We start from the raw sequence: 20,389 nt of genomic DNA on the forward strand, positions 1-20,389 counted from the left end.
GTCAGTCGAGTGCTTCGACGACCAGGCAGTTCGAGTCGGTCGAGCCGTCCCAGCGGACGCCGACCTGCAGCAGATAGCTGCCCGGGTGGATCTCGTCGCCCACCCGGTAGTTCGTCGCGGGATCCAACTGGACGAGCGGCACGCGTCGCGGCCTGGTCGGCAACGTCCCGCGCACGTTGCCGTCACCCGTCTCCCACAGAAACACCACGGACCGGTCGGCACCGACGTACTGCAGACCGGCGCCCAGGTCATACACGTTGCCGTTAACAACCACATCGCGGATCGTCTTGTACTGGGCGATATGGCGTTGCGCCGTCTTGAGCTGATCGTCGGTCCACCGGGACAGGTCGGCGCCGATCCCGAGCACACCCGACATCGCCACGTGGAACCGGAAGTCGAGCGACCGCTCGCGGCCGTCATGGGTACCGACGGCATCGGTCACCCACGAGCTCATCAGGTGCGGCGCGTAGCCGGTCAGGAAACCCCGCTGGATCCTGAGCCGATCCAGCGGGGCCGTGTTGTCACTCGGCCACAGCGTATCGACCCGGGCGGCTATCCCGAGGTCGACGCGTGCGCCGCCGCCTGCGCAGCCCTCGACGTACACGCCGGGATGCTCGGCCCGCAGCCGGTCGAGGATCGCGTACAGGTTGGCGACAACGCGACCGTCGAGGTCCCGTCGCTGATCGCCGGCGTCGAGCCGCGGCCGGTTCGCATCCCACTTCAGATACTTGATCTGGTACGACGACAGCAGCCGATCGAGCGTCGCCCAGATGAACTCGGCGACATCGTCACGGCTCAGATCGAGCAGCAGCTGGTTGCGAACCTGGAGCGGCTCCCGACCGTCGGTGCGCAGGATCCAGTCCGGATGCTCGGCCGCCAGCGCCGACCCCGGGCTGACCGACTCCGGCTCGACCCACAACCCGAAGTCCAGCCCGATCTCGTCGAGTTGCGTGATGAACGTGTCGAGACCGTCGGGGAACTTGGCCGGATCGACCTCCCAGTCCCCGAGTCCATGGCGGTCGTCAGTCCGCCCGGTGAACCAGCCGTCGTCGACCACGAACGTTTCCACGCCGATGGCCGCGGCCTTTTGAGCCAGCTCGAGCTGCTGCTCCGCGCGTACGTCGAACTCGGTCGCGAACCAGGAGTTGTACAGAATCTTCGGCGTGCTTCGGCGGGAGAAGGTCCGCTGATAGTCGTGGAAGGCGCGCGCCACGCCCTCGAGTCCCTCGGCGCTGCACACCCCGACGGCCTTCGGCGAGACCCACGACTCCTCCGGCGCCAGCCGCAGCCCCAATGTGGACGGAGCCCGCCCTGCCTGGATCCGCGTCTGCCCAGTGGTGTCCACCTCGGCCGACATCTCCCACGACCCAGTCCACGCCAGCTGCACGCCGTACGACGCGTCACTGCCTTCGACCGAGAGGAACGGGGAGTAGGAGTGCCCGGTGATCCCCTGTTGACTGCCGATGCTGAATCGCCCGCGATCGAGCGTCACCTCGGCCTGCTCGAACTCGCTGTTCCACTCGCCCCACAGATACCGGAGCGGCCCTCTCGTGGGGATCACGAAGGCGGCCGAGTCGTGCCGGTGCAGGGTGAGCTCATCGGCACTGTCGTTGTGCACCGAGACCCACCGCTCCACCGCATCCCCGACCATCCGGTAGTGCAGCACAACCCACACCGACCGCAGCTCGTCCTGGAACTCCAGTTGCAGCTCATCCCCCGACTGCACACCGGCGAACGTCGGACGAAGTTCGTCGGAGCCCTCGGCGCCGGTGACAACCAGCTCTACAGGCGACGCGAACCGGACGCCTCGGGCTGCGTACTCCAGCGGCTCGACATCGGCTCGTGGGAGGAAGTGTTCAGTGCCAACCGGGGCAACCGTCGAGGGGCCTTCGGCCACCGCATGTGGGCCCCAGGCAACCAGCTCGGCCCATTGACCGTGCTCCGGGACACCGACGACGTACGATGTCGTTGCACCGCGCACCGTCCACGTCTTCACTTGACGGCTCCGATCGCGAGTCCGCCGACGAAGTGCTTCTGGAACCGGAGGAAGACGGCGACGGTCGGGACCGCGGCGATCACGGTACCGGCGGCGATCACGTTCCAGGACGAGACGAACAGCCCTTGCAGACCGAGCAGCGCCGGCGTGACCGGCATCTTCTCGCCGGAGCGAATGACCGTGATCGACCAGAGCAGATCGTTGAAGATCCAGGTGAACGACAGCGCACCGAGCGCCGCCAGCGCCGGCCGGGTCAGCGGCAGGATCACACTCGCGTAGATCTTCCCCGGCCCGGCCCCGTCGATCGTCGCCGCCTCCTGGATCTCCCGCGGCAGGTCCCGCATGAAGCCGTGCAGCACGAACGTGTAGAACCCCAGGCCGAAGCCGACGTGGACGGCGATCAGTGCGATGAGTGTGTCGTAGTACCCGATCAGTTCCACGAACCGCGAGATCGGGATCAGCAGGATCTGCGGCGGCAGCAGGTTCCCCATCAACATCAGCAGCAGCACGGTCCGCCGGAACGGAATGTTGTACCTCGCCAGCCCGTACGCCGCCACCGACGCGAGCCCGAGACTGAGGAGCACCGCCGGGATCGTCACCAGCAGACTGTTGATCAAGGCCCGGAACTCGTCCGCGTCCTCCCACGCCGACCTGTACGTCGAGAACGTGAACGAATGCGGCAGCGACCCGAGCCCGTTCGCCGCGACATCGTCGAAGCTGCGGAACGAGATCACGATCACCCAGAGGATCGGCGCGACCCACAGGAAGGAGACCAGCCCCATCGCCACGTGGTAGCCGGAGGTCTTGAGGCGATTCATGTCTCCTCCCGGAAGGCACGGATCAGGTAGCCGAGGATCACGGCCAGTGCGAGCAGGAAGATCACCACGGCCAGCGCGGACGCGTACCCCAGCTGGGTGGACTGGAACGCGGTCGAGTACATGTACGTGCTGAGCAGCTCGGACGAGTGGTACGGGCCGCCTTTCGTCATCGACCAGACGATGTCGAACGACCGGAGCGAGTCGATCACGATCACCGACAGCACGACCGAGTTCACGCCCTTGAGCTGCGGGATCGTCACGTACAAGGTCCGCTGCCAGGCCGAGGCGCCGTCCACCTTCGCCGCTTCGTACAGCGCGGGGTCGACAGCCTTGAGGCCGGCCAGGTACAGCACCATCACGTAGCCGATCTGACGCCAGAGGGCCGGCACGATCACGGCGTACAGGGCGGTGTCGGGGTCAGCGAGCCACGGCCGGATGAAGTCACCCAGACCCACGGTCCGCAGGACGGTGTCGACCAGGCCGTCCGGCTGGTAGAAGACGCGCCAGATCAGCGCGGTGACCACCAGCGAGAAGACGACCGGTGTGAACAGCGCGGCGCGGTAGATGCCGACGCCGCGGCGTTCCCGCTGCAGCAGCAACGCCATCCCGAACCCGCCGACCACACTCAGCCCGCCGAACAGCACGAGCCAGATCGCGGTGTTCTTCAGCGCGGTCCGGAAGATCGGATCCGACACCATGTCGCTGAAGTTGCCGACGCCGACGAACCTCGGCGCCGACAACCCGTCCCAGCTGGTCAACGCCAGCCAGAACCCCTGCAGCGCCGGCCAGAACACCCACACTGCCTCAACCGCGAACGGCACAAACACGAACACGAGGATGAGCGGGGAGAAGCGCCGCTGCCGGGTACGGCGGGACGCTCCTCCGCCGGCCCGAGGCGCGGACCGGCGCGGAGGCGACGCCGTCTCGGTCACCGTGGAAGTCACGCTTTGAAGACCTTTTCGGCCGCTGCCTGCCAGTCCTTCAGGATCTTGTCGATCTGGTCCGGCTTGTCCAGGAACTTGGTGAGGGCGGCGTCGGCGGTCGGCTGCAGGGCGTCACTCGAGTCGCGGTTGAAGAACTGCGTCAACTCGGCCGCGCTCTCGATCATCGCCTTGCCCTTCTTGACCAGCGGTGTGTCGGCGGCCTTCCCGTCCGGGTTCGCCGGGATCGCCGTACCCGAGGAGTTCTGCACATAGATCTCCTGCGCCTCGGCCGTTGCCAGCCAGGTCATGAACTTCTTCACCGCCTCCGGGTCCTTCGCCTTCTTCGACGCGAAGTACCCGTCCGTCGGCGCTTCTTCGGCCACCGGTACGCCCGCATCGATGATCGGGAACTGGAAGAAGTCGATGTCGTCCAGCGCGTCCTTCGGCGCGGAGTCGGCGAAGAACGTGCCGATCAGGAACATCCCGGTCTTACCCGCCAGCAGCGCCGACGTCGCCTCCTGGAACGGGAACGACTTGCCCTTCGGGTCGAAGTACGGCAGCACCTCGCGCCACTTGGTGAAGACCGCCTTCACCTTCGGGTCGTCGAAGCGGCCCTCGCCGGCCAGCAACTGCCGGTGGAACGGCGCGCCGTTGATCCGGATGTTCAGGTAGTCGAACCAGGCCGACGCGACCCACGGCGTGTCACCGAGACCGATGCCGATCGGCGGGATGCCCTTGCCCTGGATCGTCTTGCAGACCTGGACGAACTCGTCCCACGTCTTCGGCGGCGTCACGCCCCACTTGGCGAAGTTCGACTTCCGGTAGAACATGCCCCACCAGTAGTAGCTGGTCGGTACGAAGATCTTCTGCCCGTTGCTGCTGGTGGACAGCGTCTGCATCGACTGCGGGTAGTTCTTCAGCCCGTCCCACACGCTGGTGACGTCGAGCAGCAGGTCCTTCTTCGCGTACGAGTCCGCGACCGAACCGGCGTACCAGGTGTAGACGTCCGGCGGATTCGCCGAGGTGAGGTACGTCGGCAGCTGGGTCCGGAAGATCTCCGACGCGACCGTGTTCAACTTGACCTGAGAACCGCCGGTTTTGTTGTACGCAGCAACGAGCTTCTCCATCGCGGCCTTCGCCTGCTCACTGGAGAGGTTCGACTGCAGCGCGAGCTCCCCAGTGGCCGCACTACCGCTGCCCGGACTCTTCGTCGAGGTCGCACAGCCGGGCACAAGGGCGGCTGCCCCGAGCACTCCGAGCCCCTTGAGGAACGTCCGCCGATCTGCTGCCAGACCCGTCATTGCCAACTCCTGAAATCGCCTCGCCGGCCGTGCCAGTCGAGTGAGTGGTGTGTTGCCGACGATCTTGCGGCGAGCGCTCGCAGGTGTCAATATTAATTCGTAAATTACGAGCAAATCACTTGACCTGGCGAGGGCATCACGGTCAACTGGTGCCTCGTTCATCGGTGCACGGCTCGTTGTCGGAGCCGGGTTGGCCTGAGGAGGCGCGGGTGCGGTTGGCGGGGCGGGTGATCGTGGTGACCGGGGCCGCGTCCGGAATCGGTGCGGCCTGCGTCGAGCGGCTGCTGGCCGACGGCGCGTCGGTGGTGCAGGTCGACGTACAGCCGTGCAAGGAGGTCCCGGGCCGGGCGATCGCCGTACTGGGTGATGTCGCGGCGCCCGACACCTGGGCCGAGGTGCGCTCACGCGGCCGCGACGAGCTCGGCCCGATCGACGGACTCGTCAGCAACGCGGTCTTCGTCGACGTGAAACCGGCCCACGAACTGTCGCCGCCGTCCTGGCAACGGCAGCTCGACGTCAACCTGACCGCAGCCTTCCTCGGCTTCCAGACCTTGTACGACGACCTCGCGGCCGGCGCCGGGTCCGTCGTGCTGGTTTCGTCGGTGCACGCGCTGATCGGCCTACCGGGCCACCCTGCCTACGCGGCGACCAAGGGCGCCTTGATTGCGCTCGGACGCCAACTCGCCGTCGAGTACGGCGGCTCCATCCGGGTGAACACTGTGCTGCCTGGCCCGATCGAGACCGCGATGTGGGACCGTGTCGATGACGAGGGCCGGGAACAGAGTGCGAAGGCGACGGCGGTCGGGCGGCTCGGGCGGCCGGACGAGGTGGGGCAGGTGGTGGCATTCCTCTTGTCGGAGGAAGCGTCGTACGTGACCGCCGCCAGTCTGGTGGTCGACGGTGGTTGGTCCGCGGTGAAGGACTCGGCATGAGGGAGAGCAAGGTGACGGGGATTCAGCGCGGCGTGCCGCGGGGACTGCACGGGCAGATCGTGCAGGTGATGGCGCAGCGCATCCTGTCCGGGCAGATCCCGGAGGGCGCGACCATCAACGTGCCCGACCTGCAGGCCGATCTCGGTGTCAGCCTGACCGCGGTCCGCGAGGCGTTGAAGGTACTGACCGCCAAGGGGCTCGTCGACGCGCGGCAGAAGCGCGGGACCTTCGTCCGGCCGCGATCGGACTGGAACCTGCTCGATGCGGACATGATCCGCTGGCACTTCGACGACGACGTACGCCCGGAACTGCTCGAGGAACTGCACGAGGTGCGCGGGATCGTCGAGCCGGCCGCCGCCCGGCTGGCCGCACTGCGTGCGGAGTCGTCGCACCTGGAGGCGTTGGACGCCGCGATGGCTTCGATGGAGTCGGCCACGGACGACCAGGCTGCGGTGGCGTCGGACCTTGCCTTCCACCGCGCGTTGCTGGCGGCAACGGGGAACGAACTACTGACGAAAATGGAAGTGATCATGGAGACCGGGCTCGCCGATCGCGACCGGCTGGTGCACAAGGTGAAGCCTTCGGACGACCCGCTGCCGAGCCACCGGCGGGTGCTGGAGGCCATCCGTTCCGGCGACCCTGTTGCGGCCGAATCGGCGATGCGTGAACTGCTGGCGAAGGCTGCCGAGGACTTGACCGAGGTTCGCGGGACGTCTGGACCTGCGGCTGGCTCGCGGCAGGGTCGGCGTCGCTCGTGAAGATCGAAAGGATCGAGACGTTCCTGGTCCCGCCGCGCTGGTTGTTCTGCCGGATCGAGACGAGCGACGGCGTCGTCGGCTGGGGTGAACCCGTGGTCGAGGGACGGGCCGAGGTTGTCCGGACCGCGATCGAGACTTTGTCGGAGTACCTGATCGGCCAGGACCCGTTGCAGATCGAGCGGCACTGGCAGGTGCTGTCGAAGGGCGGCTTCTACCGCGGCGGACCGGTGCTGAGCAGCGCGGTCGCCGGGCTCGACCACGCGCTGTGGGACATCGCCGGCAAGGTGTACGGCGCTCCGGTCGCATCGTTACTCGGTGGACGGGTGCGCGATCGCGTCCGCGTGTATGCGTGGGTCGGCGGTGACGAGCCGGCCGCCGTGGCGGATGCAGTTGCCGAACAGGTCGAGGCCGGCATGACCGCAGTCAAGATGAACGGCAGCGGGCGGATCCAGCCTTCGCCGTCTGTTGCCGAGATCAACGACATAGTCGCCCGGTTGAGCGCGGCGCGTGGTGCACTGGGTGACACGCGCGACGTGGCGATCGATCTGCACGGTCGGGTTGGGGTCGCCGGCGCTCGGCGGATCCTGCGTGCTGTCGAGGAGTTGCAGCCGTTCTTCGTGGAAGAGCCGGTGTTGCCGGAGCACATGGTGCATCTGGCGGAGGTGGTCGGTGCCTCGACCGTTCCGGTGGCGCTTGGCGAGCGGCTTTACCATCGCGCTGACTTCGTGGCTCCGCTGAGTGCGGGTGTCGCGGTTGTGCAGCCGGATGTGTCGCATGCGGGTGGGATCTCGGAGCTTCGCCGGATCGCGGTCTTTGCCGATACGCATGGTGCGATGGTGGCGCCGCATTGTCCGCTGGGGCCGATCTCGCTGGCGGCGAGTCTGCAGGTCGCGTTCGCTACGCCCAACTTCCTGATCCAGGAGCAGAGCCGGGGTCTCCACTACAACGTTGCGAGCGACCTCACGTCGTACGTGACGGACCCGACGCCGTTCACCTGGGTCAACGGTCATGCCGAGTGGAATCCGCTGCCCGGCCTGGGAATCACGGTCGATGAGGCCGCCGTCCGCGCGGCTGACAAGACCGGCCACGCTTGGCGCAACCCGGTCTGGACCCACGAAGACGGCTCCTTCGCCGAATGGTGACCGGTTCTCGTGATGCGCGCGTGACCGGTTCTGGTGGTGCGGCGGTGAACGGTTCTGGTGGTGCGGCGGTGACCATCGACCTGGCCGACGGCGGCCGGTGGACGTCTCTTCGGTTGGCCGGCCGTGAGTGGCTCTGGGCGGGTCCAGGTCTCGTGTCTGGCCCTCGCACCGGCCACTCCTCGTTCACCGACGCCGGTGGGCTCGACGAGTGTTTGCCCACCGTCCGCGGCACACCAGACCACGGCGGCCTGTGGAACCAGCCGTGGGAAACCTCGGTCAGCTACGGCGAGGCGACCCTCACTCGTACCTTCACCGAACACCCGCCGGACCCGACCGACCCTCAACTCGACCAGATCACCGTCGACTACCACCTCCACGCTCCGCCGGGCTACCAGTTCGTCTGGGCCGCCCACGCATTGCTGGACTGCGCAGACGGAGCAACTATCTCGGCGCCCGATGGCACCGCTTGCCGCCTCTACCCCGAGGCCGCCGGGCTGTTGCCGTCTGCTTGGCCGGCTGACGCGCCTTGGGTCGCGACGGCTTGGCCGACACCGCTCAACCTGGCCACCTACGGACCCTCTGATGGCACCGCCGTCGGCGCGGTCCTGGTCGACTGTCCGAGCGTTTCCGTGCACGACCGCGATGCCGTCTTGGTGTTCGAACTGAGTTGCCCCGGGCAACCAGTCTCGACCGCGTTGTGGCGTAACCAGGCCGGCTTCCCGGTCGGGGCGCCGTACCGGAGCCTCGGTGTGGAGCCGATGCTCGGTCGCGTCTTCGACCTCGCGGAAGCCGGGCCGGGCGACGCGGCCGTCGTACCGGCGAGCGGTCAGCTGGCCTGGCGGTTGACCGTCTCCGCCAGGCCGGTCTAGTGGTGCTATCCGAACGGCAGATCGAGTACGACGTTGGCCACCGCGGTGCTGTTCGTCGTACGGATGCTGTTGAGCTCGGTCGCGGTCAGCGCCCGCTTGTAGATCCGGACCTCGTCCATCGAGCCGTCGAAGTGATGCGCGCCGTCGAGCCGCTGGCCGACGTACATCTTGAAGGGCCGTCCCGGACTGACCGAACCGGCAGGGGCGGTGACGCTGGCGGCCTGGACCCCGTCCACCCAGATCGACAGCGTTCCGGCCTTCCGCTCGAGTGCGACGTGGTGCCAGGAGTTGTCGTTGTAGGCCTTGGTCGTGGTGACGGACGCGGTGTTGCCGTTGGTGGTGATCAGACCGCGGATCCGGCTGTCCGCTGGTTCGGCTCGCAACCAGAACTGGGAGAACTCGTTGATGTTGTATCCCCAGAAGATGGCCTGGTTCGCCGTACTCGCGCCGTACTTGATCCACGCCATCGCAGTGAAGTCCCCGGCGCCGACCGCCAGCGACTCCGCGAACGGCAACTGGATCGCGTCGTCGATCCCGTCGAGATCCCGCGCCTGCCCGAACTTCCCGGCGACCGTGGTCGTCCCGCCGCGCAGGTAGCTGTCATTGTCGAGCCCGGAAACGTCGGGCGTCGTCGTACCGAATGGCGCATCCGGGTGGCCGATGTCGGTCTCGGTGAACCGCGCGAACCGGATCTGATCACGCGCGTCCACGGTGCCGCCCTCGTACAGCAGCCCGATCTCGCCGGTGTCGAGGATCGCCATATCGGAGTACCCGGACCAGTCGCTGGTGATCCTGGTGCCGTCGGCAACGGATTGCCACGTCTTGCCCTCGTCGAAACTCGACCGGATCGTCATGTACCGGCGCCGCTCCGGATCAGCCGGCGCGGCGAACAGGATGCGGTTGTACTTGTCACCACGATCCACCGCTTTGAGGCGCTGCAGCGAACTCTGCACGACCGGCGTGGTCAGCCCGGAGATCGTGGCGTACGGCGCTGCGTATGTCTGACCACCGTCGTTGCTGACTGCAAACATCCGGCTGGCACCGGCTGCCCCGGCGTTGTTGCGGGCAACCGCATAGATGCCGCCGTCAACCTTCTCGACGACACTGATCTCCTGCGGTACGGCCCCGTCGGTCCTGAGGTCCGTCGCACCCCTGTGCCACGTCTCGCCGTGGTCGTCGCTGTAGACGAGTTACCCGGCCTGGCCACCTGCGCCGTTGTCGTAGTTCGTACCGGCCACCAGTCGTCCTGCATGGGCACCCCGCGTCAGTTGAATGCCATGCACCGGACCGGTCGCGTACCAACCCCAGGCCGGATCATCGATTTGATCACCGATATTTCCCGCCGTACTCCAGGTCCTGCCGTCATCATCACTGACCTGCACGTACGGCGTCCTGGGCCGCGTCGTCGTACCGGGATCCATCGTGCTGAGCAACACGATCCGACCGGTCTCATAGTCGACAATCGGCGCAGGGTTGCCGCGGGTGGCGACGGCGTTCGGGTCGGAGTCGGTCCCGGACAACACGGTCTGCGTAGCCGACCAGGTTCGTCCGTCATCGTCGGATCGACGTATCACCAGGTCGATCTCCTGCGAGTCGGCGCACCAGGCCCGCCGCGCCTCGGCGAACGCGAGCAACGTGCCGGCCTTGGTCCTCACGATGGCGGGAATCCGGTAGCAGCCGTACCCGGCATCTCCTTTGTTGAACAGCACGGTCTGTGTGATGGCAGCCGGCTCGAAGGTTTGCGCGGCGGATGTCTCGGCCGGCGGTCGAGCCGCTGCTTGGACCGGCAGCTGGGCCGGTTCGGCTGCCGTCGGATCCGGCACGCTTTCGACCCGGGCCGGGTTGCCGATCGTTTCGTCGCCACCGGGTGGGCGGGCTGCGGCGGCGGTGGGCACGCTGGGTATCAGGAGCGTGAGGGCAATGAGGAATGGAAGGCGTATGGGCATGGTCGGATGCCTCCAGATGAACTGAAAGTAAACAACGGGGCGGGTTGTTCACTCCGCAACTTGTCCACTCGACTACCGTCCAAAACCGAACACATCGGACGTCCTATGGGTGGATCGATCCAATAGCGTGGACCCCGAGGAGGAACCCATGGATCTGCTTGCCGAACTCCGGCACCGCAAGGTGCTCGCCATCATCCGCACCGACGGCCCCGACCGCGCCCTCGAATGCATTCACACCCTGGTCGACGCGGGTATCACCGCTCTCGAGGTGTCGCTCACCACCCCGGGCGGCGCCGACGCGATCGCCAAGGCGCGGTCCGAGTACGACCCGTCCGTCCTGATCGGCGCGGGCACCGTCATCACCTCCGCCCAGGCCGACGAGGTCGCCGCCGCCGGCGCGGGCTTCGCGGTCACCCCCGCGATCACCCGCGGCGCCCACCGCAGCGTCGAACTCGGCCTCCCACTCCTCTGCGGCGCCCTCACCCCCACCGAGGTGGTCGCCGCCCTCGACCTGGGCGCCACCGCCGTCAAGATCTTCCCCGCCAAGGTCTACGGCCCCAGCTACCTCCGCGAACTCCGCGCCCCACTCCCCGACGCCCCGCTCATCGCCGTCGGCGGCGTCGACGCCAAAACCGCTCCCGAGTACCTAGCCGCAGGCGCCCTAGCCGTCGGCGTAGCCTCGCCCCTCCTAGGCGACGCCGCCACCGGCGGCTCCCAAGCCGACCTAGCCGCCCGCGCCAAAGCCTTCCTCACCGCCGTAGCCGCCCCCCACCCATGACCACCCCGCGCACAGGGACAGCACCCACCCCGCCCCACACGGGCAGCGCCTCGGGTGCAGTCACTCAGTTCTCCCACTGACGGCCACCACGGAGTAGACCGATGACCGACCTCCTCACCATTGGCGAGACGATGGTTTCGTTGCGCACCGCCCGCCCGATGCGGCTCGGCGGTGACGCTCACCTGTCGATCGCCGGCTCGGAGAGCAACGTCGCCATCGGCGTGTCCCGTCTCGGACACCAGGTTGCCTGGCTAGGTGCTGTGGGCAACGACGAGCCAGGCCGTCTGATCCAGCGCACACTGCGGGCCGAGGGCGTCGACACCAGCTGGCTGAGGTTCTCGGACGAGTCGTTCACCGGGTTCATAGCCTTCGACCAGCCGTCGCACGACATCACCCGCGTCAGCTACCACCGCCGCGGCTCAGCCGGTTCCACGCTGACCAGCGCGGAGTGCCTCACCGCCCTGCAGGCAGCATCGCCACGCCTCCTCCACGTCACCGGCATCACCCCGGCCCTCTCCGGCTCCACCCGCGCCGCGGTGCTGGACGTCGTACGCGCAGCCTCAGACTCCGACGTACGCGTATCCCTGGACGTCAACTACCGCGCCCGCCTGTGGTCACGCACCGAGGCAACCGCCCTGCGTGAGCTACTCCCCTACGTACACACGGTCTTCGCCTCGGACGACGAACTCGACATCCTCACCGACGCATCCGAACCAGTCCGCGACCTGCTGACCAGCGGCACCGCCGAAGTCGTCGTCACCGCAGGCGGCAAGGGCGCCCGGGCACACACCGAGGCAGGCACCATCCACCGCCCCGCCCTCCCCGTCACCGTCGTCGACAGCATTGGCGCCGGCGACGCATTCGTCTCCGGCTACCTCTCCGCCACCCTCGACAACCTCTCCCCCGAGTCCCGCCTAGACCGCGCCACCACCTCCGGCGCCTTCTGCGTCACCGCCACCGGCGACTGGGAATCCCTCCCCACCCGCACCGACCTAACCCTCCTAACCCACTCCCAAGGCACCGCCCTCCGCTAACCCCAACCCCCGCCCTTCCGCACCCCTGGACCATTCCGCCCCCACCCAGGACAGTTCCGCGCCCTGTCTGCACCGTCCCGCGCCGCTGGACCGCTCGGTGGCCCTGCACGTAGGCGATCGGCAGCGGATCGCAACACGCGCCTGGGGTGTTCGGTGGCTTGTGGATGGCCCAGAGTGGGTGAGGTCAGGTGGAGGGAGCTGGGATGGGGACCACGCGGCGGAGCTTTTTGGGGATGACGGATGTGGCAGACACCGGTTCACAAGTGCCGGAAGCGTCGGCGACTGTCGCAGCCGACGGCTACCCGTCTAACACCGCGCTGTACGCCGACACGTCCTTGACTGAAGGTGTCGACTACTCGCGCCGGTACCGCCGGCATCCGTGGTTCGACGACGACCTCACCCAGCGGTACGCCGTACAGCGCACGGCGATCCTGGCACCGCACGGAGGCGGCATCGAAACCGGTACGTCGGAACTGTGCCTGGCCATCGCCGGCTACCACCCAGCCGATCTCGCACCAACGCCGACGGCCGGCCCGTTCCACGACTACTGGATGTTCGAGGGACTGCTGTCCTCCGGCAACACCCGACTGCACGTCACATCCACCAACTGCGACGACACTGTCGCCCGAGCCATCGCCGGCGGCTCACTCAACGCCATCGGCCTCCACGGCTGCAAACCTGAACAGGCCGACCTCCCAGCCGGCACTCAGGCCGTCCTCGTAGGCGGCCGCAGCACAGCCCTGAAATCCCATCTCCTCACCAGGCTGACCGCCGCCGGCCTCCAAGCCATCGACGCCAACTCGCTCCCCGACCTCAACGGCGATGAACCCACCAACATCGCCAACCGCACCCTCCTGGCCGCCGGCGCCCAACTGGAACTCACGACACCGTTGCGTCAGGCAATGTTCGGCACCAACACCCGAGAGGACCGCAAGAACACCACCCTCCCAGTGTTCTGGTCCTTCACCACCGCCACCCGAGCAGCCATAGCCGACCTGGAGGCAACCCAACCCTTCCCTTAGCCGATCGCGTCCGCCCCCGCACCACAAACCACCGCACCTCCATCAGCCAGCCGGCAGCCACAACAGTGACGAGTTCCTCGGGTGGCTAGTGCCTCTCCTGGACGGTAGGGTGCGTTCGTTTCCGGATCTGGTCGAAGTGGTGGCGGTGTACGGCAAGAAGCGGTGGATCGGGTGGGTGGTGATCACCGTAGGCGCCTTCATACTATCGACTGCGACCTCGCTGTTGGCGGACTGGATCGCCGATAGTCTGACGTCGAACGAACCGGCCCCAAGCTATGCCTGGGCTCTTGCCTTCACACCGCTCGCCGCGGTCGGCGTCAACTTTCTCGTTGCGGAGTTCCGGAGGGTCAGGCGCAACCAGCAGCCGCCCCCCGTATGGACCGTGGCCGACCAGGCCTGGAGCGAGGCGCTGGCGGCTCGCGAGAGCCTGCCGCGCGGCACGAAGGAGGTGTCCACGTGACGCGCGCCGTCCCGAATCGACGTCCGACCGGCAGCGACCCAGACGACGATTGGGCAGCAGCTCTTCCCTGGCACGAAGAGGCGCGCGACGAGGGTCAGACCATCATCCGGCGTCACACTGTTGACCTGCGAGACGAAGCCGAACGCATCGCCAGACGCGCTGGAGCCGTCACCGTCTCGCAGGCGTTCGTCCGCCGGGCCAGCGAGCACGCCGGCCTGTACACACCTTCCGGCAGCTCAGACGTTCTCCTCGGAATAGGTGGACTGCTGCTCGGCATCGCCGGCGGATTCGGCGCCGCGCTGCTGATCACACCTGTCGAGGTCACGACTCTCCTGGCGGTCATCGCTGTCCTCGTTGTGGTGGCAGGGACCGCGGCGTTCACAGTCGGCGCGACGCTCAAGATGAAGCGGCGCTGACCGCCGGAGCGCAGACCCGGACGGCCGTGGTGAGCCTGGCGGCAACCGCTCGTCTCTTCTCAGCACTCGTCGAGGACCTCAGCGCTCGTCTCTTTCTCAGTGCTCGTCGACGACCTCGCCGTTTGCGGCGGCCGCGTTGGTGGTGAGCGCCCAGGCCGCACCCGCCTCGGGCGACTGGGCCATCGGGAAGGCGGCGGCCATGGTCTGGAAGGAGTCCCAGCTCCAGGTGTCTGTGTAGGTGCCGTCTTCGAGGCGGAGGAGCCGGGTCGAGGTCAGGCCGGGGTGAGCCGCGCGGATCAGGTCGATCACCGTGGCGCGGCGCTTGAGGAACTCGGACCGGTCTGCCGGATCGACGGCGTACGTGTGGATCCGCACAACTCCTGCGGCTACGACGGTGTCCCGCTCTGCTGTCAACTGCTGAGACGTCTGCATGATCTTCTCCTCGCGGTTTCGGGTACGTCCAGTTGACGAATCCCGGCGAGGAGGTGTGACACAGCTCAGGTGTCCCCGACGGCGGCTCTCCACCGGGAAGGCGATGGGCCGGAGTACCGCAACGGCCTGGTGCTCGGCGCCCTGCACTTCGCCAAGTCGTGGAATCTTGCTCTCGACACCCCACGGCAGCGAGCAGGAATCCACGACTCGGCAGCAGCTGAGCAGACGGGCAGGCAATACGCGGCGAATCGGATGAGGTCGTTCGAGGTGAACGAGCCGGGATGAGCCCCACCGACCTGTCGGCGGCCGACATACAGGGGTGGACATCGCCGCCAACGGCCGGCCCGGGCTGGGGCTGCGCGACGCCGGGGCTGCGCGTAGCCGGGGCTGCCCGGGGCGGTGGGCGCGCAGCGGGACGTGCGCGGTCTCCGCTGGGGCGTCGCGTGGTGGCGCGGGGTGGTGGGGTCGGGGGCCGGGGTTAGCCGAGGAGGTCTGGGTTGGATTCGAGTTCTTCGTCGGGTTCCAGGGGGAGGACGATTTTGAAGCGGGTGTCGCCGGGTTGGGATTCGACTCGGAGGTCGCCGTGGTGTTTCTTGACCACGATGCGCCAGGAGATGTCCAGGCCCAGGCCGGTGCCTTCGCCGATGGGTTTGGTGGTGAAGAACGGCTCGAAGATGCGGCGGCGGATCTCCGGTGGGATACCCGGTCCGGTGTCGCCGATCTCGACGACCGCGTACTCGCCATCCTTCTTGGTCCGGATCGTCAGGGTGCCCGATCCGCCCATTGCGCTGACCGCGTTGTCGATGATGTTGGTCCACACCTGGTTGAGCTCGGCCGCGTACGCCGGGATGGCCGGCAGCTCCGGATCGAAGTCCTTCACCACCTCGTAACCCTGCAACTTGCCCGACATCATCACCAGCGTTGACTTGAGCAGCTCGCGCAGGTCGACGATCTGGTACGGCGCCCTGTCGATCTGCGAGTACTGCTTCGCGGCACCGACCAGCGTCGAGATCCGGGTGACGGAGTCGTCGATCTCGTTCATCAGCGACTCGGTGTCGATCGTGTACATCAGCCAGCGGACCGCGCCCTCGAGGTACGTCGGCCCGACCGCGGCGAGCACCTCCTCCATCCACGGCACATCCAGTCCGGCCGCGGCGAGCACCGGAGCGACGTCCCAACTGGCCTGAACATCGTGGTCGTCCAGCCAGTCGGTCAGCGAGTCCTCGGCGTCAGACAGATCCATCGGCGAGATGTCCTTGTCCTTCGTCTTGTCCAGCCGCTCGACCGCCGCCTCCTGCAGCTCGACGATCTGGTGCAGTTTGGTGGCGTCCAAGGTGCCGTCGGCAAGCATCGCCAGCTTGGACCGCATCCCCGCGACCCGTTGCCGCAGCGTCGCCGCAGCGCGGACAGCCGCAGCGGCCGGGTTGTTGAGCTCGTGGGTGAGGCCGGCCGACAAGGAGCCGAGGGCAAGCAACCGCTCGCGCTCCCCCAACGTCTCGTTGGTCCGGCGCACCCCCATGATGAAGCCCTCGATCAGGTGCACCGCCATCGGGAACCAGGTGTTCATCATCGTCGCCATCGTGACGGCGTCGATGACGAAGAACTCCGAGGGCTCGGTCACGCGCATCGTGGCGGTGTAGTTCTTCTTCTTTTCGTCGGCTCCGAAGAAGGCGTTGAAGGCACCGGAATACACCCCGCGCTGCCGGGTCCGGTTGATCTCGACCTCTTCGCCGTGTGACAGCTTGCAGAGCCGCAGCTCGCCGGACAGCAGGATGTAGCAGCAGGTGGCCGGATCGCCCTCGGCGAAGACGATCCCTTCCTGGACCTCCTCGACGTACCCGGTGTCGGAGAGCCACTGCAGCTGCTCGTCGGCCAGGCTCTCGAACAGGAACAGCGTGCGCAGTTCGTCGATGCTCAGCCGTCGCGGCTCATCGGTGTGGACAGTCATCAGAGCATCTCCAGGTATCGGTGCACCAGTGTCACGGCCATCGCTCCGTCGCCGACCGCGGAGGCGACCCGCTTCACCGACTCGGCCCGTACGTCCCCGGCGGCGAAGACGCCCGGCATGCTCGTCTCCAGGTGGTACGGCTCCCGCTCCAGCGCCCAGCCCGGTGGTCTGCCACGCAGGTCCGGACCGGTGAGCACGAACCCGCGCTCATCGCGGAGCAGGTCACCCGGCAGCCAGTCCGTCCGCGGGGCCGCACCGATGAACACGAACATCCACTCCGTGTCCACCTCGCGCGTCTCGCCGGTCGCACTGTTCCGCAGGGTCGCCCGTTCGAGGTGGTCCGAACCCTTGCAGTCGACCACCTGCGTACAGGTGTGGACCTCGACGTTGTCGATCTCGTCGATCTGATTGATCAGGTACGTCGACATCGTCGCCGTCAGCGATGGTCCTCTGACCAGCATATGCACGCGTTTGGCATGTTTCGAGAAATACACCGCAGCCTGGCCGGCGGAGTTCGCCCCGCCGATGATGTAGACCTCCTGGCCGGCGCAACTCGGCCCTTCGGTCGTCGCCGAGCCGTAGTAGATGCCCCGGCCGCACAGGTCGTCGACACCGGGCGCCTCGAGCGTCCGGTACGAAACTCCGGTCGCCAGGATCACCGAGTGCGACGAGATCTCGCTGCCGTCCGAGAACCGCAGGCGCCGGGCGGACCCGAGCGTCTCCAGACCGACCACCTCACGCGCGGTCAGCAGCTCGGCTCCGAACCGCACCGCCTGCCGTCGGGCCCGATCGGTCAGCTGAGCACCGGAGACGCCGTCCGGGAAGCCGAGATAGTTCTCGATCCGGCTCGACTGACCAGCCTGACCGCCGGTGGCCAGTTGCTCGACCAGCACAGTGCGCAGCCCTTCACTGGCGCCGTACACAGCCGCGCCGAGGCCGGCCGGGCCGCCACCGACCACGACGAGGTCGTAGAACTCCTCGGCCGGCGCGGTCGACAGTCCTACCTTGTTCGCCAGCTCGGCCTCGCTCGGTGCCACCATCACCGTGCCGTCAGGCGTGATGACCACCGGGAGGGTCGAGCCGTCGACGCCGGCCGCCTCCAGCAGCCGTTTGCTCTCCTCGTCGTCAACGCCGTACCAGCGATAGGGCACGGCGTTGCGGGCGAGGAAGTCGCGGGCCGCGAACGACGGCGCCGACCAGCGGTGGCCGATCACTCGGGTCTCGTCGGTGGACGGCTCCGGGGTCGACCTCCACAGGTCGAGCATCGCGTCGACCACCGGGTAGAGCTTCTCCTCCGGCGGGTTCCACGGTTTCAGCAGGTAGTGGTCGAGGTCGACCACGTTGATGGCCTGGATCGCCGCGTCGGTGTCGGCGTACGCGGTGAGCAGGACGCGGCGGGCCAGCGGGAACAGGTCCATCGCGGCCTCGAGGAACTCGATACCGGACATCTGGGGCATCCGGTAATCGGCCAGCAGCAGCGCGACCGGCTCGCCGCGCAGCTTGAGCTCGCGCAGCGCCTCGAGCGCCTGCGGCCCGTTCTCCGCGCGGACGATGCGGTTGGCCTCGGCGTAGCGGCGGCGAAGGTCACGGGCGATCGACCGGGAAACACCGGGGTCGTCGTCCACGGTGAGGATCACCGGGCGGGTCGTTGACGCTGTCATGCCTCCTTCATACCAGCGCGGGACCAACATCCGGGAAGGGTAATCTCCACACACTTCCGCTGTGGTTTCCCGCAGTACGCACCTGCGGGAAACCTCAGGGCAGGGCCGCGAGGTACGGCGCGTGGCTGTTCTTGAACTCCCAGTCGTAGTACCGATCCCAGTTGATCGACCACGTCATCAGCCCGCGGAAGGCCGGCGACGCCCCGCCGCGAAGGCTGTAGCCAGCGCAGTTCTGGCCCTTGACCAGGCAGTCGAGCGCTTGGTGAACGGCGGCCGGGGCGGTGTAGCCGTTGCCCGCACTGACCGCCGCCGGGAGTCCGAACGCGATCTGGTCCTCCCGCAGTCCGGGGAAGGTCTGGCCGGTGCTCGCGACCGGGAATCCGGCCTTGATCATGTCGGTCATCGCGATGTGGAAGTCCGCGCCGCCCATGTTGTGGTACTGGTTGTCGAGCCCCATCACGGGCCCCGAGTTGTAGTCCTGGACGTGCAACACAGTCAGCGCATCGCGCAGCGCGTGGATCACCGGTAGGTACGACCCGGTCCGGTTGTCGCCACCGCCGGCACCGCCGTAGAACTGGTACCCGACCTGCACGAAGAACGTCTCCGGCGCCATCGTCAGCACGAACTGCGCGCCGTACTTCGCCTTGAGCGTCTTCAGCGCCGAGATCAGATTGACGATCACCGGCGTGGTCGGGTTGCGGAAGTCGGTGTCACCCGAGTTGAGGTACAGCGAATGCCCTTCGAAGTCGATGTCCAGCCCGTCGAGACCGTAGCGGTCGATGATCGCGCTGACCGAGCTCACGAACGCGTCCCGCGCGGCAGTGGTCGTGAGCTGCACCTGACCGTTGGCGCCACCGATCGAGATCAGCACCTTCTTCCCGGCGGCCTGCTTGGCCCGGATCGCGCTGATGAACTCGGCCTCGCTCTCCACGTTCGGGCACTCAGCGGCCGGGCAACGGTTGAACCTGATGTCGCCCGAGGTCACTGACGTCGGTTCACCGAACGCCAGGTTGATGATGTTCCACTCGACCGGTACGTCGGCCATCCGCACGTACCCGGATCCGTTGGCAAAGCTGGCGTGGAGGTATCCGATCAGCGCGTGTTTCGGCAACCCCGTGCTTGTGCAGCCGCCCGTCGTACCTGTGACAGCTGCAGACTTGGCCGACTCACCTGAGCTGTCGTAGGCCGCTACCGAGTAGGTGTGGCTAGTGCACGCTCCCAGTCCACTGAGCGTTGCCGTCGTGCCAGTGACGGTCTGTACGACGCTGCTGCCTTCGTAAACCCGGTAACCCGTGACTGTGCCCGTGGATGCGCCCCAACTCAGCGAGATGCTGCTGTTCGTCGTACCGCTGACTGACGGCGTACCAGGAACACCAGGACCGGACGGGTTGCCACCAGGGCCGTCGAGAGTGATGTCATCCGCCTGGTACGCCGGTTGGCCGTACCAGCCATGCACATACACCTGGACCGACGTCTGACTGGCACCTGTCGTGAAGGAGACACTCAACTGCGTGTAGCTCGTGGCAGATGGCGTCCACGTGGACGAGCCACCCGTGACACCCAGATATACGTAGGACCCACGCACCCAGCCCGACAAGGTGTACGCCGTACTCGGCTGCACCGCCACCGTCTGAATGCACTGTGCATAGTCAGAACTCGACACAGCCCCGTTGAGCGCGTAGCCACCGGTGCGCACCGGGCTGCTGACGACAGAGCCTCCCGAGCATGTCCAACCGCTCAGCGACCCGGTCTCGAAGCCCGGGTTGGTCAGGACGTTCGCCGCCTGCGCGGACTGGGTCCCGCCGACCAGCAGCAGGAGCAGACCAAGGACGACAGCAAGGCACCGTGAACGCATGGGCGGACCTCCCGGGGCGGTTGGGGTCCATTTAGTAGAGATGCTCCATAACTACCTGGTCAATGCGCGGCCGCTGTCGGCTTCCCGACCGTGTCCGG

Annotated in this window: 19 protein-coding genes and 1 pseudogene; 10 read left to right on the top strand and 10 right to left on the bottom strand. The window is 67.2% G+C overall.

Features of this window, described 5'->3' with window-relative positions; all coding sequences use genetic code 11:
• Position 1: 1 nt before the first annotated feature.
• From EV652_RS05890 to EV652_RS05905, 4 genes are read right to left on the bottom strand one after another with little or no spacing between them, the layout of a single operon-like run.
• The gene (locus EV652_RS05890; RefSeq protein ID WP_132207968.1) at positions 2 to 1,996 is read right to left on the bottom strand and encodes an alpha-galactosidase; all 1,995 of its coding nucleotides are present in this window, start codon (positions 1,994 to 1,996) and stop codon (positions 2 to 4) included.
• Positions 1,993 to 2,814, bottom strand: a complete 822-nt coding sequence (locus tag EV652_RS05895) for a carbohydrate ABC transporter permease (RefSeq protein ID WP_132207969.1) — start codon at positions 2,812 to 2,814, stop codon at positions 1,993 to 1,995. The genes EV652_RS05890 and EV652_RS05895 overlap by 4 nt, the downstream gene beginning before the upstream one ends.
• Positions 2,811 to 3,758: a carbohydrate ABC transporter permease gene (locus EV652_RS05900; RefSeq protein WP_242001590.1), complete on the bottom strand. Its 948-nt coding sequence runs from the start codon at positions 3,756 to 3,758 to the stop codon at positions 2,811 to 2,813. Before EV652_RS05900 ends, EV652_RS05895 begins: the two co-directional genes overlap by 4 nt.
• A complete protein-coding gene (locus tag EV652_RS05905) occupies positions 3,755 to 5,038 on the bottom strand; it encodes an ABC transporter substrate-binding protein (protein WP_132207970.1) in 1,284 nt (427 codons plus the stop codon). Before EV652_RS05905 ends, EV652_RS05900 begins: the two co-directional genes overlap by 4 nt.
• 149 nt (positions 5,039 to 5,187) lie before the next feature.
• Between EV652_RS05905 and EV652_RS05910 the strand changes: the two genes are divergently transcribed.
• The 4 genes from EV652_RS05910 to EV652_RS05925 are packed head-to-tail and all read left to right on the top strand — an operon-like array spanning position 5,188 to position 8,739.
• Positions 5,188 to 5,970 carry an SDR family NAD(P)-dependent oxidoreductase gene (locus tag EV652_RS05910; RefSeq protein WP_242001591.1) on the top strand — a complete coding sequence of 261 codons (783 nt, stop codon included), beginning with the start codon at positions 5,188 to 5,190 and terminating at the stop codon, positions 5,968 to 5,970.
• A complete protein-coding gene (locus EV652_RS05915) occupies positions 5,967 to 6,728 on the top strand; it encodes a FadR/GntR family transcriptional regulator (protein WP_132207971.1) in 762 nt (253 codons plus the stop codon). Before EV652_RS05910 ends, EV652_RS05915 begins: the two co-directional genes overlap by 4 nt.
• Entirely contained in the window at positions 6,725 to 7,870 is a 1,146-nt protein-coding gene (gene dgoD / locus EV652_RS05920) for a galactonate dehydratase (RefSeq protein WP_132207972.1), read from the top strand. The genes EV652_RS05915 and dgoD overlap by 4 nt, the downstream gene beginning before the upstream one ends.
• 20 nt (positions 7,871 to 7,890) lie before the next feature.
• On the top strand, positions 7,891 to 8,739 hold the full coding sequence (locus EV652_RS05925; protein WP_199238038.1) for a hypothetical protein: 849 nt from the start codon (positions 7,891 to 7,893) through the stop codon (positions 8,737 to 8,739).
• Between the two features lie 5 nt (positions 8,740 to 8,744).
• On the opposite strand, the gene EV652_RS45105 is transcribed toward EV652_RS05925, so the two are convergent.
• On the bottom strand, positions 8,745 to 9,500 hold the full coding sequence (locus EV652_RS45105; RefSeq protein ID WP_242001643.1) for a LamG domain-containing protein: 756 nt from the start codon (positions 9,498 to 9,500) through the stop codon (positions 8,745 to 8,747).
• Positions 9,492 to 10,685: pseudogene (locus tag EV652_RS45110) on the bottom strand (sialidase family protein); the annotation flags it as partial. The gene EV652_RS45105 and the pseudogene EV652_RS45110, both read right to left, overlap by 9 nt.
• 148 nt (positions 10,686 to 10,833) lie before the next feature.
• Here EV652_RS45110 and EV652_RS05935 point away from each other — a divergent pair.
• From EV652_RS05935 to EV652_RS05955, 5 genes are all read left to right on the top strand, one after another.
• Entirely contained in the window at positions 10,834 to 11,463 is a 630-nt protein-coding gene (locus EV652_RS05935) for a bifunctional 4-hydroxy-2-oxoglutarate aldolase/2-dehydro-3-deoxy-phosphogluconate aldolase (RefSeq protein WP_132207973.1), read from the top strand.
• 101 nt (positions 11,464 to 11,564) lie between these two features.
• Entirely contained in the window at positions 11,565 to 12,497 is a 933-nt protein-coding gene (locus tag EV652_RS05940) for a sugar kinase (RefSeq protein ID WP_132207974.1), read from the top strand.
• A gap of 233 nt (positions 12,498 to 12,730) precedes the next feature.
• Positions 12,731 to 13,519 (top strand): poly-gamma-glutamate hydrolase family protein, encoded by a 789-nt coding sequence (locus tag EV652_RS05945; RefSeq protein WP_199238039.1) that lies wholly within the window; start codon positions 12,731 to 12,733, stop codon positions 13,517 to 13,519.
• A gap of 109 nt (positions 13,520 to 13,628) precedes the next feature.
• Positions 13,629 to 13,979 carry a hypothetical protein gene (locus EV652_RS05950; RefSeq protein ID WP_132207976.1) on the top strand — a complete coding sequence of 117 codons (351 nt, stop codon included), beginning with the start codon at positions 13,629 to 13,631 and terminating at the stop codon, positions 13,977 to 13,979.
• Complete coding sequence (locus tag EV652_RS05955) at positions 13,976 to 14,395, top strand: hypothetical protein (protein ID WP_132207977.1); 420 nt, start codon at positions 13,976 to 13,978, stop codon at positions 14,393 to 14,395. The genes EV652_RS05950 and EV652_RS05955 overlap by 4 nt, the downstream gene beginning before the upstream one ends.
• Positions 14,396 to 14,491: 96 nt before the next feature.
• Here the strand turns inward: EV652_RS05955 and EV652_RS05960 are convergent, their stop codons facing one another.
• Positions 14,492 to 14,827: a hypothetical protein gene (locus EV652_RS05960; RefSeq protein WP_132207978.1), complete on the bottom strand. Its 336-nt coding sequence runs from the start codon at positions 14,825 to 14,827 to the stop codon at positions 14,492 to 14,494.
• A 69-nt stretch (positions 14,828 to 14,896) separates the two neighbouring features.
• Here EV652_RS05960 and EV652_RS05965 point away from each other — a divergent pair, with 69 nt between their 5' ends.
• Complete coding sequence (locus tag EV652_RS05965; protein WP_132207979.1) at positions 14,897 to 15,112, top strand: hypothetical protein; 216 nt, start codon at positions 14,897 to 14,899, stop codon at positions 15,110 to 15,112.
• Positions 15,113 to 15,305: 193 nt separating this feature from the next.
• Here EV652_RS05965 and EV652_RS05970 read toward each other — a convergent pair whose 3' ends face one another.
• The 3 genes from EV652_RS05970 to EV652_RS05980 form a co-directional block, all read right to left on the bottom strand.
• Positions 15,306 to 16,775 (bottom strand): ATP-binding protein, encoded by a 1,470-nt coding sequence (locus EV652_RS05970; RefSeq protein WP_132207980.1) that lies wholly within the window; start codon positions 16,773 to 16,775, stop codon positions 15,306 to 15,308.
• Positions 16,775 to 18,436 (bottom strand): NAD(P)/FAD-dependent oxidoreductase, encoded by a 1,662-nt coding sequence (locus EV652_RS05975; RefSeq protein WP_132207981.1) that lies wholly within the window; start codon positions 18,434 to 18,436, stop codon positions 16,775 to 16,777. The genes EV652_RS05970 and EV652_RS05975 overlap by 1 nt, the downstream gene beginning before the upstream one ends.
• Before the next feature lie 94 nt (positions 18,437 to 18,530).
• Complete coding sequence (locus tag EV652_RS05980; protein ID WP_132207982.1) at positions 18,531 to 20,291, bottom strand: chitinase; 1,761 nt, start codon at positions 20,289 to 20,291, stop codon at positions 18,531 to 18,533.
• Positions 20,292 to 20,389 lie beyond the last annotated feature (98 nt).

The organism is Kribbella steppae (assembly GCF_004342025.1).
GTDB classification, from domain to species: Bacteria; Actinomycetota; Actinomycetes; order Propionibacteriales; family Kribbellaceae; genus Kribbella; species Kribbella steppae.

Coding starts and splice junctions, on each gene's coding strand:
- EV652_RS05905 (WP_132207970.1), bottom strand. CDS start 5,038: ATGACGGGTCTGGCAGCAGATCGGCGGACGTTCCTCAAGGGGCTCGGA.
- EV652_RS05975 (WP_132207981.1), bottom strand. CDS start 18,436: ATGACAGCGTCAACGACCCGCCCGGTGATCCTCACCGTGGACGACGAC.
- EV652_RS05915 (WP_132207971.1), top strand. CDS start 5,967: ATGAGGGAGAGCAAGGTGACGGGGATTCAGCGCGGCGTGCCGCGGGGA.
- EV652_RS05940 (WP_132207974.1), top strand. CDS start 11,565: ATGACCGACCTCCTCACCATTGGCGAGACGATGGTTTCGTTGCGCACC.
- EV652_RS05945 (WP_199238039.1), top strand. CDS start 12,731: ATGACGGATGTGGCAGACACCGGTTCACAAGTGCCGGAAGCGTCGGCG.
- EV652_RS05960 (WP_132207978.1), bottom strand. CDS start 14,827: ATGCAGACGTCTCAGCAGTTGACAGCAGAGCGGGACACCGTCGTAGCC.
- EV652_RS05935 (WP_132207973.1), top strand. CDS start 10,834: ATGGATCTGCTTGCCGAACTCCGGCACCGCAAGGTGCTCGCCATCATC.
- EV652_RS05970 (WP_132207980.1), bottom strand. CDS start 16,775: ATGACTGTCCACACCGATGAGCCGCGACGGCTGAGCATCGACGAACTG.
- EV652_RS05895 (WP_132207969.1), bottom strand. CDS start 2,814: ATGAATCGCCTCAAGACCTCCGGCTACCACGTGGCGATGGGGCTGGTC.
- EV652_RS45105 (WP_242001643.1), bottom strand. CDS start 9,500: ATGGCGATCCTCGACACCGGCGAGATCGGGCTGCTGTACGAGGGCGGC.
- EV652_RS05980 (WP_132207982.1), bottom strand. CDS start 20,291: ATGCGTTCACGGTGCCTTGCTGTCGTCCTTGGTCTGCTCCTGCTGCTG.